This window comes from Staphylococcus croceilyticus (assembly GCF_002902575.1).
Classification (GTDB): domain Bacteria; phylum Bacillota; class Bacilli; order Staphylococcales; family Staphylococcaceae; genus Staphylococcus; species Staphylococcus croceilyticus.
Window position 1 is genome coordinate 1 of record NZ_PPRD01000089.1, and the last position, 16,428, is coordinate 16,428.

General features: G+C 33.8%; 14 protein-coding genes and 1 pseudogene. 9 read left to right on the plus strand and 6 right to left on the minus strand.

Features of this window, described 5'->3' with window-relative positions:
* Window positions 1-286 precede the first annotated feature (286 nt).
* The 3 genes from CD128_RS10105 to CD128_RS10115 all read right to left on the minus strand — a co-directional run bounded on the left by CD128_RS10105 (window position 287) and on the right by CD128_RS10115 (window position 5,039).
* Window positions 287-1,861, minus strand: a complete 1,575-nt coding sequence (locus CD128_RS10105) for a YfcC family protein (protein WP_103329786.1) — start codon at window positions 1,859-1,861, stop codon at window positions 287-289.
* A 346-nt stretch (window positions 1,862-2,207) separates the two neighbouring features.
* A complete protein-coding gene (locus CD128_RS10110; protein WP_103329787.1) occupies window positions 2,208-4,310 on the minus strand; it encodes a GA module-containing protein in 2,103 nt (700 codons plus the stop codon).
* A gap of 117 nt (window positions 4,311-4,427) precedes the next feature.
* A complete protein-coding gene (locus CD128_RS10115) occupies window positions 4,428-5,039 on the minus strand; it encodes a metallophosphoesterase (RefSeq protein ID WP_103329788.1) in 612 nt (203 codons plus the stop codon).
* 159 nt (window positions 5,040-5,198) lie between these two features.
* Here CD128_RS10115 and CD128_RS10120 point away from each other — a divergent pair, with 159 nt between their 5' ends.
* The 4 genes from CD128_RS10120 to CD128_RS10135 all read left to right on the plus strand — a co-directional run bounded on the left by CD128_RS10120 (window position 5,199) and on the right by CD128_RS10135 (window position 11,286).
* A complete protein-coding gene (locus CD128_RS10120; protein WP_103329789.1) occupies window positions 5,199-6,077 on the plus strand; it encodes a LysR family transcriptional regulator in 879 nt (292 codons plus the stop codon).
* An 805-nt stretch (window positions 6,078-6,882) separates the two neighbouring features.
* Entirely contained in the window at window positions 6,883-9,453 is a 2,571-nt protein-coding gene (locus CD128_RS10125) for an MMPL family transporter (RefSeq protein WP_103329790.1), read from the plus strand.
* Window positions 9,454-9,475: 22 nt separating this feature from the next.
* The gene (locus tag CD128_RS10130) at window positions 9,476-10,417 is read left to right on the plus strand and encodes a glycine betaine ABC transporter substrate-binding protein (protein WP_103329791.1); all 942 of its coding nucleotides are present in this window, start codon (window positions 9,476-9,478) and stop codon (window positions 10,415-10,417) included.
* A gap of 308 nt (window positions 10,418-10,725) precedes the next feature.
* Window positions 10,726-11,286, plus strand: coding sequence for a TetR/AcrR family transcriptional regulator (locus tag CD128_RS10135; RefSeq protein ID WP_103329792.1), 561 nt, complete (start codon window positions 10,726-10,728; stop codon window positions 11,284-11,286).
* A 41-nt stretch (window positions 11,287-11,327) separates the two neighbouring features.
* Here CD128_RS10135 and CD128_RS11905 read toward each other — a convergent pair whose 3' ends face one another.
* Together CD128_RS11905 and CD128_RS10140 are read right to left on the minus strand one after the other, a co-directional pair.
* The gene (locus tag CD128_RS11905; RefSeq protein ID WP_167797476.1) at window positions 11,328-11,501 is read right to left on the minus strand and encodes a hypothetical protein; all 174 of its coding nucleotides are present in this window, start codon (window positions 11,499-11,501) and stop codon (window positions 11,328-11,330) included.
* A gap of 88 nt (window positions 11,502-11,589) precedes the next feature.
* Entirely contained in the window at window positions 11,590-12,768 is a 1,179-nt protein-coding gene (locus CD128_RS10140; protein WP_103329793.1) for an MFS transporter, read from the minus strand.
* 209 nt (window positions 12,769-12,977) lie between these two features.
* On the opposite strand from CD128_RS10140, the gene CD128_RS10145 reads away from it, so the two are divergent.
* Window positions 12,978-14,030, plus strand: a complete 1,053-nt coding sequence (locus CD128_RS10145) for an LLM class flavin-dependent oxidoreductase (protein WP_103329794.1) — start codon at window positions 12,978-12,980, stop codon at window positions 14,028-14,030.
* 24 nt (window positions 14,031-14,054) lie between these two features.
* Window positions 14,055-14,411, plus strand: a complete 357-nt coding sequence (locus CD128_RS10150; protein ID WP_103329795.1) for a hypothetical protein — start codon at window positions 14,055-14,057, stop codon at window positions 14,409-14,411.
* A gap of 243 nt (window positions 14,412-14,654) precedes the next feature.
* Here CD128_RS10150 and CD128_RS10155 read toward each other — a convergent pair whose 3' ends face one another.
* Complete coding sequence (locus CD128_RS10155) at window positions 14,655-15,137, minus strand: peptide-methionine (S)-S-oxide reductase (protein ID WP_103329796.1); 483 nt, start codon at window positions 15,135-15,137, stop codon at window positions 14,655-14,657.
* A gap of 159 nt (window positions 15,138-15,296) precedes the next feature.
* On the opposite strand from CD128_RS10155, the gene CD128_RS10160 reads away from it, so the two are divergent.
* The 3 genes and pseudogenes from CD128_RS10160 to CD128_RS11910 form a co-directional block, all read left to right on the plus strand.
* Window positions 15,297-15,488, plus strand: coding sequence for a hypothetical protein (locus tag CD128_RS10160; RefSeq protein ID WP_103329797.1), 192 nt, complete (start codon window positions 15,297-15,299; stop codon window positions 15,486-15,488).
* An 18-nt stretch (window positions 15,489-15,506) separates the two neighbouring features.
* Entirely contained in the window at window positions 15,507-16,163 is a 657-nt protein-coding gene (locus tag CD128_RS10165; protein ID WP_103329798.1) for a response regulator transcription factor, read from the plus strand.
* A 3-nt stretch (window positions 16,164-16,166) separates the two neighbouring features.
* A pseudogene (locus CD128_RS11910) lies at window positions 16,167-16,428 on the plus strand (sensor histidine kinase); the annotation flags it as partial.

Here is a 16,428-nt window from a genome sequence, read left to right on the forward strand (position 1 = left end):
GTCACACAACGTCATTCGTAGTTCATCTTTAGAATTTCTTACATAAGTGCATAGCACTTATGTTCATTAATAATCAACATAGGAGTCTTCACAACTACACTTCGTTATCTATCTTAGAACTACTTATCTAAGTACTTTAATACTTAGGTTCATTTATATTCATTATAGAAATCAAACTACTAACTTACGTTACCTATTTTAGAAGTATTTAAGTAAGTGTGGTTTTATATTTTCATATTAAAAAAGGTGGGGCACTCTGGGTGCGCCACCTTTTCATTTTCAAAAATTAAGAATAAATTAATACTTGTGTGATGAGCATGCCACCACCAAAGATGAAGACGAATGCTACGATTGGCCAAACAAATTTCAACCAGTGTGAATATTTCATATCTAACATTTGTAATGTTGCCATAATTAAACCAGTTGGTGCTAAGAATAACATCGCGTATTGTCCGAACTGGTAGGCTGTTACGATGACGAATCTTGGGATGCCGACTGTGTCTGCAAGTGGTGCGAAGATAGGCATCGCTAACACAGCTAGTCCTGATGATGATGGAATGATAAAGCCTAAGAAGAAGAATATAATTAATAAAATGACGATAAATATTGGTCCGCTCACACCTTGCACCAGTGAAGATGAGAAGTTTAAGATTGTATCTGAAATCAAGCCTTCATTCATAATCATATTGATACCACGGGCTAAACCAATGATAAGTGATACCCCTACTAAGCTAGATGCTCCATTTACAAACGCATCTACTACTGCTTTTTCACCTATACCATTTTTACCTAACGCTACGATAAGCATGATAACAATTGTGAACGCTAAGAACATTGAAGCCATGATTGGGAACCACCAACCTTGTGTCATAACGCCCCATACCATAATTGGAAACGGTAAGATAAATAAGATTAAGATGATTTTTTTACGGAAGGTAAAGACGCTTTCTTCGCTATTATTTTTAATGACTGACCATTGTTTTTCAAATTTCGCTTTATCTTCATACGTATATGAAAGTTTTGGATCTTTTTTAATGCGTTTTGCATACCAAGCTAAATAGCCTATTGTGAAGATAGTCGCAATGATTAAGCCACCAATTCTCCAATATAATCCATCAACAAATGTTGTACCTGCAGCATTTGAAGCGATAACTACTGAGAATGGGTTAACTGTTGAAAATGTACTACCTACAGAGCTTGCGAGGAATATAGAACCTACGCATATGATTGAGTCATAACCCATCGCAATAAAGATTGGCACAAGCACTGGATAGAATGCGACCGCTTCTTCTTCAATTCCGCAGAGTGTACCACCTAACACCATTAATACTGAAACCATAAAGACGAGCAAGAATTCATGACCTTTTGTCTTTTTCGTTAGGGCTAAAAGTCCTGATTCAAATGAGCCACTGGTTTGTACGACCCCTATTAAGCCCCCTAATACTAGAATGAACACCATGACATCTACCGCTTCAATGGTTCCGTTAACCATACTTGTTGTTATTTGGTCTGGACCAGCTGGATGTTGGTCTAAGCGTTCATACGTCCCCGGAATGGAAATGGGTTTATTAATCGCACCAGATTTAAATTGATCGACGTCGATTTTAACCCCCAATTTATCTAATTGTTCTTGCGTGCCATCGACAGTTTTTGTTTTATTGTGTGCATCTACAATTTTGAATTCTTGTGCACCTGAATCATAAGATAATTTAGAATATGCCCCTGCCGGTATTATCCACGTCGCTATGACGGCAACGACAGTTAATATAAATAGAATAGTAAATGCACCTGGCATACTTAATTTGAAACGTTTTTTTCTTTTTTTAGTTTGTATGTCTGAAGTATCTTTTGTGTGTGTCATGCGTTTCAACCCCTTTGTATTTATTTATAGTTAAGACATTTGTCACACTTCCTATTTTTTTGAAAATGATTAATTCGAATTTGTGAATTTTTTATCAATCTTTTATCAACTTAAGTTTATGTCTAATGCAAGTTACATTCAATATGAATACAAATTAAAGAATGAACATTCAAAATACCGTCATACTTCCTTCACATAACTTTACGAATAATCTTCGGAAAATAGCTTGCTATTTTTGTGTAATTGTGTAAGCGCTTACTACATTGATATTGCCCTTTTCAAAAATAAAAAGAGTAGATAATTAAGTCATTGGATACTATAAATTATCTACTCTATTATATTTTATTTAATTATCGGAACAGCGGTGTTTACGACGTCCTAACCATAAGAATAGACCACCTGCTACTACAATTACCAATGTGATAGGTAACCATGATCTCTTAAGCGTTTCGCCGGTTTCTGGCAATGAGAAGTTGCCATCATCGTCAAATAAACCACTTAATAAGCCGCCACCATTATCTAAAGTACCAAGTGACAAACCTTGTACAGGATTAGGAATATCATCGATGCCATCAAGCAAGCTACCGCCTGAATTTAAGCTCCCTAATAGCCCCCCATTAGTTAAACCACCTAATAGGTCTGAACCTAAGTCTAGTCCGCTACCGTTATTCGTATTGCCATTAATACGATCAAGTAGTGTAGGACGATTCTTAATTGGAGATAAAACGTAATCTAATTTATTTTTAGATTGGTTTAATTTATTTTGTAATTGTAATAAATCATTCGCCTTACCATTTAATGCGCTTTTGATTAAATCAAGTGCATCTGCTTTAGACGTTTGTACTTTTGAAATCACATCAGCTAATGCGTGGGCTTTAGCTTTATTTAACTTCGTAGCTAAAATCGTTTCAATCGCTTGTTTTTGATTAGTACTTTTATCTAAGATATCTTTTAAAATGTCATCTGCAGTATTCGATGCTTGGGCTTTAAATTCTTGTTTTAAACGTTCAACAAGCTCAGAATTTGATAAATTCTCATTCATTAAACGTTTCGCAATACTTGATGCTTCATGATTGCCTAAACGTGTTGATAATAATGTCTTAATTAACTTTTCTTTATCTGGTGCTTGATCAAACATTGATTTTAAAATGTCATCACTTGATGTTGTAGTTAAACCATCAAGTTGTTTCATAATTTGGTCTGTAATTTGTTTATCTGATTTACCAGCTACATTAATGTGTTTTAAAATGTCTTGCGCTTCATTTTTACTGAATACACTACCAAGAATTTGTTTGACCGCTTTTTGTTTATCAGAAGCATTGTTCAATTGTTTAAGAATAAGATTACGATTATCTTTAACTTTATTACGTACTGAAGCAATATCTTTCTCAATATTTTGACGTTGTTGCGCCGATAAATCTTGATTTTGGTTTACTTGATTACGTAATTCTCTTAATTGTTCAAGTTTACGATCTGTATAACGTTGACTTGTATCTTCATGTTGTTTTTCTATTTTTGAAATCGTTTGGTCAATTTTTTCTTTATCAGATAATTTATCTTTTAAAGCATCAATGTGTCTATTAATTGTAGAATCAGTATCCACACTTTGGCCTTGATGGTATTCGGTATTATTTTTACCCATACGTTCAATACCACTTAATAAACCTTTACCAGAATCTTGACTACTTCTTGTTTCCTCTGTGGCAGGTTCTTCAGTTGAAGGTTGTGTTTCTTGAGTTGCTTGTTCGTTAGTGTTGTCTTCCTGCGTTGTTTTATCTTTATAAATGTTCACATCATTTTTGACTTTATCTAAGTCATCTAAAATAGAAGTGCTATGTTTGTCGGTATTATTAGTTTTTTCACTAGATGGCGTTTCCATTGTGCTTTGTTCTTCAGAATTTGCGTCATCTTTAGATTGTTGTTGGCTCCATGCATTTTCATTTGTTCTAGCTTCAACATTTTGTTGACCTCTATCAACCTTTTTAGAAAGCGCATCTAAATCATTCATGATTTTATCCAACTTCGCTGATGTACTATCTTTAGAACTATCATTAGCAGTTGTATGAGATTCTTCAGTAGATGGCGTTTCATCTGAACGAACAATTGATTTCTCTTCTGCCGTAACATTAGATTCTTCGCGTGCATCTTTTAAGATATCATCAATTTCAGATTGGTCCTTCGCATCCTCTAAATCGTCTTTATAACTTTCGATTTCTGCTTTATCTAAATGTTTTAAACGGCTGATTTCAGCCTTTGCTTTTGAAATTGCAGTCGTCAATTTAGAGTGAACTGTCGTTGCCTCTGTTGAAGCTTCAGTTACTTCGTCTTTTGTTTGCGCAAAGGCATCTTTTGTAAAGCCATAACCAACTAATGAGCCACTTAATAATAACGCTGAACATGACACTTTTAAGTACGAACTTAATTTAGAAATCTGCGTATTCTTCTTCACTCATGTCACCCTTTATCATTAATATTCCCCTACATTATATAACAATTAATTGTAAACTTATACTTCTTATTTTTGAAAATTAAGGAAATAATACCTATATTTTTGATATACAAAAATTTACAATTTAATACGTCTACTATTCACTTTCTTATTATCTGTCACTTTTACAGAATATTGATATGAATTCGTTAAATCAATTAATGATAAATACTTGTCATGTCCTGCGCCAGTATCGATATCTAAAATATTTTTCTTTTTATAAAGTTCATCATTTTTCAAACCAAAACGATAATTCGGCACATGACCGTGGATTAAAAATTTATGTTTAGGTACATGACGATTTAACTCGTGATTATAATAACCCGTCGTATATTCTTTAATCTGCTTACTTAACGGCTTGTTTGTATCAATACCTGCATGCGCAAATATATAATCATCTATCAATTCAATGGTAGATAAACTATTTAAAAATTTATGCCAGCGTTTAATCTTCTTGTCTTTACTCGCTAACCAACGCATCTCATGGTTACCCGCTAAAGCAAGTGCACCTTTACGTTTCAAACGTTTCACTAGCTTAAGCGTCCCAAATGAGTCAGGGCCATTATTAACATAATCCCCCATCAACACAAGTTGATCCTTTCTATAATTATATTTTACTGCTCTTAAGAGAGTTACAAGTGCCTTCCGATGTCCATGAATATCAGAAACCACAAGTATCCTTTCAACCATTCTAATCTCTCCTTACCTCTCAACCTTTTATCCATTTACATTTATTATAAAAACCACAGTTTAACTAACTTTAAACAAAATATTAACGTCTTCTCAAAATTAGCACTTTACTATTATAAGTAGTATAGAAAAAATTTATATATTTTGGGGACTAAATTTATGAACACGAAACAAATGCTCATTTTTAAACACTTTGTCGAGGCACAAAATGAAAATGCAGTAGCTGAAAAACTTGGGATAACTCAGCCAACTGTGACATTTCATTTAAAGAATTTGAACAAAGAATTTGGTTTACCTTTATATTTTAAAAAAGGTAAACATTTTAATTTAACAGAAGCTGGGGAATTGTTATATCGCAACGCCAATAAAATGTTAAATTTAATTCAAGAAACAACCGATATGATGGAAGACTTTAAGCAATCGAAACGTGGAACATTGCGTATTGGCGCAAGTCATGCCCCAATTTACAGTATTTTGCCATCTGCTTTTAAAAACTACATGCACAATCATCCTGATATCGACATCGCACTTACGGTAGACACAGCACCTTGTATCATTGAAAAAGTTAAAAATAGAAAAGTAGATATCGCAATTATTTCTGAAAAAGGGTTTAATGAAGACGAGCTACAAGCTAAACGTCTACAAGAAAATCCTCTCGTCTTAGCTATGGACAAACGCCATCCACTCGCACAAAAAGAACAAATTTCTTTAGAAGATGTGCAAAAATATCGTTTTATTATTCATAGTAGTGGTTCAACTCGAGAAAGTATTGATGAATGGCGTAAAAATAATTTCGTTAATCTAGATATACATATGGAATCTAATAGCATTAGTAGTATTTTAACAACAATCAAAGATTCTAATTATTTAAGTCTTGTTAGTAAAAGCGCCCTCTTCCATCATCCAAATATTATTGGTAAAACACTACCTGACGGGCCATCGCCTAGTTATATCTCATTGTTATATCGCAATGATAGACATCTTACATCGATAATTCAAGACTTCGTTACCCTCATTTATAATACAAATGAAGGTTAAAGTTTTATATTAGCTTATCGTTTTATTTACTATTATATAACTACATTATTTATAAGAAGTGAATCATGAAATCTAATTAATTTAATAGATTTCATGGTGTCGCTTCTTTTTTTCTTTTTCAAAACATACGCAATCTAATTACAGAATTTCTCTTTAGTAACTTTATGTAATGTTAATATTTTATAAATTTTATTAATAAAATATCCTTAAAATTATAACAATTTTACAATATATTAATATTTCCCTATAAAAATAGTTAATTAGATAATATAATAAGGTTGAAAGCGTTATTATATTAATTACGTACATTTTTAACATATGGATTAAGGAGGCTAGGTTGATGCTCATTTTTTCAATTATCTTATTACTTATCGGCATAGCATTAATCGCCACCAGTAGATTTGTTGCCTATAAACGCGATATTGATTTACGAGAAAAAATATATATTCCAGGGGTATTAATTTTTCTAATCGGAGCGTTATGCCTTATTGGCTGTTGGGTAAACTAATTGACCTTATACATAATCAACATTCTCAGGTACATACATTATGTTACCTGTTTTTTTATTGTCATTTTTACAATCTCACTCACTTATTCTCCAACATTTTTTACAAAATGTCGCTTTTTTCAACGTCATTAAATTTTTAATGGTACCCTTCCCCTTTATATCTTGTTACATTAACCATTGTAATATGAATCTAAGCGCCTTTTTTTGAGAAATAGGCTAATCAACAAAAGCTCACAATGGGTTATTACATTATTCCAGACTTAGATCATCAAAATTTAAATAATAGGAGGAAACACATTGGCAAAGCTATTATACAAACTTGGAACATTTATAGCTAAAAACAAATGGCTTAGTGTCATTGGTTGGCTTGTCATCTTAGGCATAATTATTACACCGCTTGCGCTTAACTCGCCTAAATTTGATGATGACATCACAATGAACGGTTTAAAGTCACTTGATACAAACGACAAAATAAGTAAAGAATTTCATCAAGACAGTGAAAAAGCCTCGATGAAAATCGTCTTTCATTCTAATAGAGAAGACGGTTTGAAAGACAAAGATACAAAGAAAGATATTGAAGATGCATTAGACAATATCAAACAAAAAGATGATTACATCCAAAACATCTCAAATCCATATGACAGTGGACAAGTCAATAAAGATGGAGACACAGCTATCGCAAACATTAGTTATGTTGTTAAACAGACAAATATGCAAGATTCATCTAAGAAAATCATTGATAAAGAATTACAAGATGTAAAAGATAACCACAATATTCAAATAGAAAAAACACAAGGTGGTTCAATGGGTAATGAACCAGGCGGTACATCTGAAATAGTAGGTATCGTTGTCGCTTTCGTTATTTTACTTATTACCTTTGGCTCACTTATTGCCGCTGGTATGCCGATCATTAGTGCTATTATCGGCCTAGGTTCAAGTGTGGGTATCATTGCTTTATTAACATTTGTCTTTGATATTCCAAACTTCACGCTAACATTAGCGGTAATGATTGGTTTAGCTGTAGGTATAGACTACTCACTATTCATTCTATTTAGATATAAAGAACTTAAACAGCAAGGTATCGATACAATAGAAGCTATTGGTAAAGCTGTAGGAACTGCTGGTAGTGCCGTTATCTTTGCGGGTCTTACAGTAATGATGGCCGTTTGTGGACTTTCATTAGTAGGTATTGATTTCTTAGCCGTAATGGGATTTGCCTCATCCATCAGTGTATTATTCGCAGTATTAGCAGCATTAACGTTATTACCTGCATTGATTAGCATTTTCCATAAAAGCATTAAAATCAAACAGAAATCAACTAAAAGTAAAGATCCTAAAAATCATCTATGGGCTAAATTTATCGTAGGTAAACCTATCGTAGCAGTCATCATTGGTTTAGTTATCTTGATACTAGCAGCCATCCCTGTAAGTGGTATGCGCTTAGGTATTCCAGATGACAGTATGAAACCAAACAATACTTCAGAACATAAAGCGTACGAATTGATCTCAGATAACTTTGGAGAAGGCTATAACGGTCAAATCATCATGTTAGTTAATACTAAAGATGGCGGCAGTAAAAAAGATATTCAACGCGACTTAAGCAATATGCGCGATGACTTAAAAGATCTTGATAACGTAGACACAGTGTCACAAGCAAGACTTAACGACAATAATCATTACGCACTATTTACAATTATTCCTGAAAAAGGACCAAACGCTAAATCAACTGAAGACTTAGTTTACGATTTACGCGATTACCATAGCCAAGCTCAAGACAAATATCATTTCGACACAGAAATCTCAGGACAAAGTGTCATCAACATTGATATGTCAGAAAAACTTAATAACGCTATCCCAGTATTCGCAGGCGTTATCGTCGTCCTTGCATTCTTACTATTAATGGTAGTCTTCCGTTCAATCCTTGTACCACTTAAAGCAGTACTCGGCTTCATCCTATCATTAATGGCAACACTCGGTTTCACAACGCTTGTCGTACAAGACGGCTTCTTAGGTGGCCTATTCGGCGTAGAAAACACAGGCCCGTTATTAGCATTCTTACCAGTTATCACAATCGGCCTCCTATTCGGATTAGCCATCGATTACGAACTCTTCTTAATGACACGCGTTCACGAAGAATATAGCAAAACTGGTGACAACGACCACTCAATTCGCGTAGGTATCAAAGAAAGCGGACCAGTTATCGTAGCCGCTGCACTCATCATGTTCAGCGTATTCATTGCCTTCGTCTTCCAAGACGACACAATGATTAAATCAATGGGTATCTCACTCGCATTCGGTGTCTTATTCGACGCATTCATCGTCCGCATGACACTCATCCCTGCCCTAACAAAACTCTTCGGCAACGCATCATGGTACCTACCTAAATGGCTAGGCGCCATCCTACCTAAAATCGACGTCGAAGGTAAAGCACTAGAAAGCGATGATAACCATCATCAAACTTCTTCTGCTTCTGAAAAAGGTCAAGAAGAAACACGCTACAGAGAATTCACTAGCCCAGACAAAGACACACATCATAAGCAAGATGACACACATAGTTATAAAAACATTAACCATGACAATAACCACCATCATGAACACTACAACAACGAAGATTACAATCATTCTGTAAGCCTAAACCATCATGAAAATGAACCAAATCATCATTATGATAATCAACATGAAGAGGCACAATCACATTCAAACTTTGATACAACTACAAACCTTTATAAAGATTTAACAGATAACAATGTAGATCAAGATGTACTATTTAAAGCATTAATGTTATACGCTCGTGAAAATAACAAAGGCGTATATGACAGATACAACAGTCAACCAAATCATCGTCGTGATGACGAACATAGAAATTAAAATTAAAAGGAGGAAATACGTTATGTTCAAACATCGTAGTTCGAAGTTTCTAGGACTACTAGCCACAATTGCCTTAGCCTTCGTGCTAAGTGCATGTGGCAATAGTGGTAGCGGGTCATCAGACGATGGCAAAACAGCGTTAGGTAAAAAAGAAATTGAAATTCCTTACATCGCAAGCGATAACTCGACCCCACGTTCTTTAGTCATTGCTGAAGTATTAAAAAAAGCAGGATATGACGTAACCACAACACCTGTCCCAGCAAGTGGACCATTATATGCTGATGTTTCAGCAAATCAAGATTCTTTCCATGCGTCAGGTATCTTCCCAGATACAGATAAAAGCTACTATGAAAAATATAAAGATAAAATCACTTTATATGACGATAAAAACTTTATTGATGACGTCAAAGTAGGTCTAGCTGTACCTAAATATGAACAAGATATTGATTCAATTAGTGATTTAAAAGACAATAAAGATTTCGGTAAATCTGTAGACTGGACTATTCAAGGTACGGATGCTAGAAATGGCGTAATGAAACAAACAAAAGATGAACTTGATAAAAACGATTTAGAAAATTACAGCTTAAAAGAAAGCTCAGATCAAGAACAGTTCAAGAAAATCCAAGGTGCATTTAAACAGCAACAACCAATTATCTTTACTGCAATGGAACCTAGCTGGTTCTCTAAAGAATTAGATGTCAAAATGTTAAAAGATCCTGATAAAATTTATGGCAGTGATCACGAACATATTAATTTAGTATTTAATAACAACTTCAAAGATCAACATCCTGCTGCTTACAAAGTTGCAACACGTATGGCTGATGACTGGAGTAAAAAAGATGAAGAGAAACTCGCTGAAAAAATCTTCATCGACAATAAAAACCCAGAACAAGTTGCGAAAGATTACGTAGATAATAACGATAATAAAGTGGATGATTGGTTAAAAGACGTAGATACTGAATAATCTGAAGAGAATTGAAGGTATCAAGGAGAAATTTTATAAGGGGCATGCATGTTTTATATAACATGATGAGGCTATCTACATCTCTAAGATGTAGGTAGTCTCTTTTATTCTCACTCTACATAAATATAAACGGGCGACGTGAAAGAATTACTTCTTTTAAATTAAATTTTTTATGATTGAGGTTTTGGTTCTAACTGTAATGACTATGTATTAAGGAGTTATTTTTGGAAATATAAAAGTTATTGTGATAAATTACTCTTATTACGTCAGGCTATCTGGCTATATTAAAGACATAGGAGAATCAGATTATGCCGACAGCTAATCAAAAACGAATGATTAAACATATTCATGAAACAGTTTTCACTTTATTAAATGATTACCATTTTGATGAAATTACCGTTCAAAAAATATGTGAAACTGCCGAAATCAACCGTAGTACGTTCTATCGTTACTTTCAAGACAAGTACGATATACTCTACACTTTGCCTGATTTCATCACTCAAAAAATTGTCAATGATGATATAGGTCTTTCCTCACCTGAATCATTTCAAGATTTCATCTATTATATCGGCCAACATAAAAAACTTTTCAAACATTTATTAGTTTCTTCCCGACAAGTTGATGTTTTTCGTAATCTAACTAGTGTCAGTCGAGAAATGATTCTGAATAACGCTAAAAATCAACACAATCCTTTAGCAATTAAAATTCGACAAAGCAAACATCCTGAAATTGTAGCTGATTTCTTTAGCAGCGGCGTTATCGAAGTCCTACGTCGTTGGGTAGAAAATGAATATGATTATAGCGTAGAAGAAGTATTCGAAACATTAAATGGTTTATTAGAGACCTCGTTAATTAGCTATAAAGATTAAAAAGCATTCTCACAAGATTTTGAGTGAGAATGCTTTTATTGTTATTTCCGTTTTCTAGATTCCATACTTTTATAAACCATGAAACCAGCATTAATTACTATTAAGATGGCTAAAACGGTTAACACCCAAGTGGGCCAGCTCATAATATTATACATAACTAATAATATCATCAATATAAGATTCAATACGTTCAATGCCATCATTTGTGAATCCATTTGAAATCACCTCACTACTCTCTTCCCTCTAAACGTATTAATAATCTTCCTGCCTATTAAACGTATAAAGATATATATTAATATCTTATTAACGTACTTCTCTTTTTTCTTTTGGTAGGAAAAGGGCAACTAGAAATGCAATGAGTCCTATACTAGCAATCACTCCAAATTGCACAAAATAACTAGGAATAGTACTTACACCTATCATCAGCACAGGCGCAATGGCTGTACCTAAAAATAAGATAAATGTGTTAACTGATAAAAAGAAACCTTGATTACCATTAACAACCATCCCTACTTTAGAGATTGTGGATGGAATCGCAAAGGCAATACCACTTATAAAAGTGACACTCCAAATCGTTAAAAGTACTGCGTTTGTTGCACATGCCATTAAAATAAGTGAAACGACACATGTGAGAAGTGCACCTAAAATAACTTTTTTAACTCCTAAACGATCGCTTATTCGCCCAGCAAATAATGATAACAACATGCCAATAATACCAAATAATTTCGCATTAATCGCCATGGCATCAGAGCCTCCAATATGATCTGACGTCATATAATGGTTGAAAATCTCATACATACTAATGAACATCGTTAATAGTGACAATGAGACGGCATAACATAAAATAACAACTTTGTTTGTTTTGAAGTCACTAAAGTTATTAAAAAATTTAAGTAACTTAATATTGGGATTAATAATTGGACTTTCAGGAATATTTTTATAAATTACAAATGCTAATAAAAGATATAATGCAGTTAGTATAAAGTAAACAACATGCCAATTTGAAAATTGAACGATAATTTCACTTAAGTTTTGGCCTATCACACCAGATAGCATAAAACTCGTACTAATAAAACTAATCGCCGTCATACGCTTAACTGGCGTATACGTTTCAGTCACATAGGTAATTGATACTGGTGAAAAAGCTGCCGCAAATATACCTTGAATCGCACGTAATATAACTAATAAAGTAAATGAATGGATAAAGCCTATCGCCAAACAAATGATGACCAAGCCACCTATACCAAATAAAATTGTTCGAATACGGCCAAACTTTTCAGAAATAGTACCATAGAATAAACAGCTTAATGAATACGTAATTGAAAATGCAACCCCATTCATTGTTGCCACGGATTGTGGGATGCTAAATTCTTTCGCGAAAGAAGCTGTTAGAGGTAAAGCTGTGTACAAGCTACACATGACGGTAATACCTGCAAGAAAGAAGATAGTGGTAATTTGATTATAATTCATTGGTTTTTGCATATCTTTTCTCCTTTACAAGTTTAACTTTAATACAACATTACTATTATGCCACTATATTTCTAAATTCTAAAGATGTCCCATTTTCACTTTCCCAATGCTACACCGTCTTTTTCTATATATTTATCTCTAATTCGAAACTTTTCTATTGACCTTTTCAAAAATTAGGAATACAATTCTAGTATAAAAATTATACCTAGGAGGTGAGCACAGTGAAAATTGAATTAGGATTAACGTCATTTGGAGATAATGACAAAATGGTCATGGCAGATGGTACGCATGAGGCAGTATCAAATGCACAACGTATTCGAGATATCGTTGAAGAAATAGAATTAGCAGACCAGTTAGGTTTAGATGTTTATGGATTAGGTGAACATCATCGTGAAGATTATGCCGTGTCAGACCCTGTAACAGTGCTTGCGGCAGCGGCTGCTCGTACTAAGCACATTAAATTGTCGTCTGCAGTAACAGTGTTATCTTCAGATGACCCAGTGCGCGTGTATCAACGCTTCTCAACCTTAGATGCGGTTTCAAATGGGCGCGCTGAAATTATGATCGGTCGAGGGTCATTTATCGAATCATTCCCATTATTCGGTTATAATTTAAATGACTACGAAGATTTATTTAATGAGAAGTTACAATTATTGCTAAAAATCAATAAACATGAAATAGTTAGTTGGGAAGGTAAATTACGTCCAGGTTTCGAAGCGACGCCGATTTATCCGCGCGTTGAACATGGTGAATTACCTATTTCAATTGCCACGGGTGGTACGCCTGAATCATCTTTAAGAGCGGGCGCGTTTGGATTACCAATAACGTATGCAATTATTGGAGGTAATCCTAGACGATTTACACGCAATATTGAGATTTATAAATCTGTGGCTGCTTCTTACGGTCATAATCCAGATGCCTTACCGGTAGCGGTTCATTCATGGGGGTATGTCGCTGAAACTGATGAAGAAGCTAAGCGAGATTTCTTCCCTCCTCTCAAAGCTCATCACGATGTTCTGGGGCGTGAACGTGGTTGGCCTGAGTTTGACCAGAATGCTTTTGAACGAGAAATAGGACCAAATGGTGCGATTTACCTTGGTAGCCCGGAAACGGTTGCCCAAAAAATTATTGATACTGTAGAAACATTGGGACTTAGCCGCTTCATGATTCATACCCCAGTAGGCTCTATGCCTCATGATTATGTCATGAAGTCAATTCGCTTATTTGGCGAACGTGTGAAACCAATTGTTGATAAATATTTTGAAAATAAATAACAAATAAAAGGAGATTTTTAAATTATGATTTTACGTTATGCTGCAAACTTAAAACTTGCGAAAGAATTATACGATGCTTCAAAACCTAAATTAAAAGGTGACCAAGGAATGAAAGAAACATTTACAAATGTATTCGGTTTACCTGAAAATGCTGTTAAATTAGCAGGTACTTTAGAAGCCACTGCTGCTGCATTATTTGCTACTAGTATCTTAAGCAAAAACTTATCTCGTTTAGGTTCAATCACTACTTTCGGTGTATTAGGCGTAGCTGCTTACAAACACTTCGAAGCTGGTCATGGTAAAGAAGGCGCACAACGTGCATTAGACTTATTAGGTTTAGCTGCATTAAGCTTCGCTGATACTTTTTGTGAGAAAAAATAATATACTTGTCGACTAATTTAAAGTATGGAGATTGAAAGAAAACCCTTATCAATAGAGGAAACGAAATGCGTAACGACGGGAGTTTACTACTTGAATAATGGAACACCTGAGCTAAAGCTCATGTGTAAGTACCACTAACTTCTAAAGAAGAAGTGGTGCTTTAAGGTACGCATAAGGTGACGAAGAGTGAAAGGGTTTGTCTACAGTCTTAAAGAGTAGGACATGTGATGCGTCCTACTCTTTTTATTTATATTTATTCAGTAACTCAGGGTGGATATGACAATAAGTAATGTCTTCGGGGTATTTATCTAAGCGATCTTGATGCTCATCTGCACTCTTTATATAATTATTGAGCGGTAGGACTTCAACGGCAATGCTTGCTTTATCTGGTCGCTGATTGATAAATGCTTGTGCTTCTTCTAAGTGTTGAGGGTGCTCGCTATAAACACCCGTGCGATATTTCGGACCTTCATCTACTCCTTGTTTATTGATACTATAAGGGTCAATAATCTCAAAAAGATAATTCATTAAATCTGTAATTGAAATTTGGGTAGAATCGAATGTTGTTTTTACACATTCTGCATAGCCGTCATAGTCACCGTCGAGTTCGGTTGTCGTTCCATTTGCCCGTCCCGCTTCTGTTGTCACCACGCCAGGTAACGTTTTAATGAATGCCTGTACGCCCCATAAACATCCCCCAGCAAGATATACCGTTTCTCTGTTCATCGTTACCCACCTCTTTTACCTATTTTTAAAAACTTAGTGTTATATCTAACCTTACTATAGTTTCCTTATTTTGGCTTAAAAAATATTTAATTATTCAGAACTTATTCAGAATTGAGTTATAAGCTACAACTTATAAAGGTGAGTGAGGAGGTTAACGAAGTGAATGGTACTATAATGACAGTATTAATGCTTTTAGCAATGGGAAGTTTAGCTATTGCATTTTTAACAGGAATTTATGAAACATTGTCATGGTTAAGAGACAAAGAATATTCTCCTAGTTTTAAATTACCAATTTTATTTTTTGCGCTATATATTATTTTTTATATACCAACTTTTATTTTAATTAATTAGATTACAAGGTGATTTAGTATGAAAGGATATCATATTTTAATTGTAGAAGATGACGATACTATTGCTAAAAACTTACAACTCATTTTTCAACAAAATGACGCAACAGTTATAGTTGATAAAACAGGTGAAAATGTATTAAAAGTTTTAAATAATGTTCATCTCATTGTAATGGATATAATGCTCCCAACTACTGATGGGCTTTCTATTACTGATGAAATTCGTCAATTTTCTAACGTACCAATTATTTATTTATCAGCTAGAGCAGACATTGATTCTAAAATAGCAGGTTTAGGTAATGGTGATGATTATTTAACAAAACCTTTTGATCCAAGAGAACTTATTTCAAGAATTAATAATTTGTTGGACAAGCATTATCCAAATAATGAAACAAAACTGCATAATTATTTAGTTAATGCAAAAAATAAAGAAATTTCAGATTCCTACGGTAATAAATTGACTTTAACTAAAACTGAAACACGTCTATTCTTTTATTTGTATGAAAACATTAATTTTATTTTAACTAAGCAACAATTATTAAATTTTGTATGGCCTATTGAGTCTACTTCGGAAAATACACTTAATGCATACATTAAAAAATTGCGTACGAAATTAGCAGATGATGGTACTATTATTGAAACTATTTATGGCATTGGTTATCGATTAAATGGAGGTTAAGGCATGGGTTTACTAAAAAAATATTATCTATTTATGGGAATAAGCTTGTTAGCAATACCTATTGTTTTCCTTATAATAAACTTCTCCATCTTTTTATGTTTGTTTTGCATAGAAAATATTTTAGGTTATAAGATTAATTTAAATTTCAAAACAAGTGGACTTACAATCATTTTTTATATTTTATTTTTTACAGTTTTACTACTATTAATCATTGTAGCTTCTCGTTATATATACAGCATTGTTAAAAAACTGAATTCACTAGATG

What these genes read in the sequence shown, in the direction of transcription:
- CD128_RS11905 (WP_167797476.1), bottom strand. Translation starts at nt 11,501, where the DNA reads ATGGATTCACAAATGATGGCATTGAACGTATTGAATCTTATATTGATG.
- CD128_RS10120 (WP_103329789.1), top strand. Translation starts at nt 5,199, where the DNA reads ATGAACACGAAACAAATGCTCATTTTTAAACACTTTGTCGAGGCACAA.
- CD128_RS10105 (WP_103329786.1), bottom strand. Translation starts at nt 1,861, where the DNA reads ATGACACACACAAAAGATACTTCAGACATACAAACTAAAAAAAGAAAA.
- CD128_RS10140 (WP_103329793.1), bottom strand. Translation starts at nt 12,768, where the DNA reads ATGCAAAAACCAATGAATTATAATCAAATTACCACTATCTTCTTTCTT.
- CD128_RS10115 (WP_103329788.1), bottom strand. Translation starts at nt 5,039, where the DNA reads ATGGTTGAAAGGATACTTGTGGTTTCTGATATTCATGGACATCGGAAG.
- CD128_RS10165 (WP_103329798.1), top strand. Translation starts at nt 15,507, where the DNA reads ATGAAAGGATATCATATTTTAATTGTAGAAGATGACGATACTATTGCT.
- CD128_RS10155 (WP_103329796.1), bottom strand. Translation starts at nt 15,137, where the DNA reads ATGAACAGAGAAACGGTATATCTTGCTGGGGGATGTTTATGGGGCGTA.
- CD128_RS10135 (WP_103329792.1), top strand. Translation starts at nt 10,726, where the DNA reads ATGCCGACAGCTAATCAAAAACGAATGATTAAACATATTCATGAAACA.
- CD128_RS10150 (WP_103329795.1), top strand. Translation starts at nt 14,055, where the DNA reads ATGATTTTACGTTATGCTGCAAACTTAAAACTTGCGAAAGAATTATAC.
- CD128_RS10130 (WP_103329791.1), top strand. Translation starts at nt 9,476, where the DNA reads ATGTTCAAACATCGTAGTTCGAAGTTTCTAGGACTACTAGCCACAATT.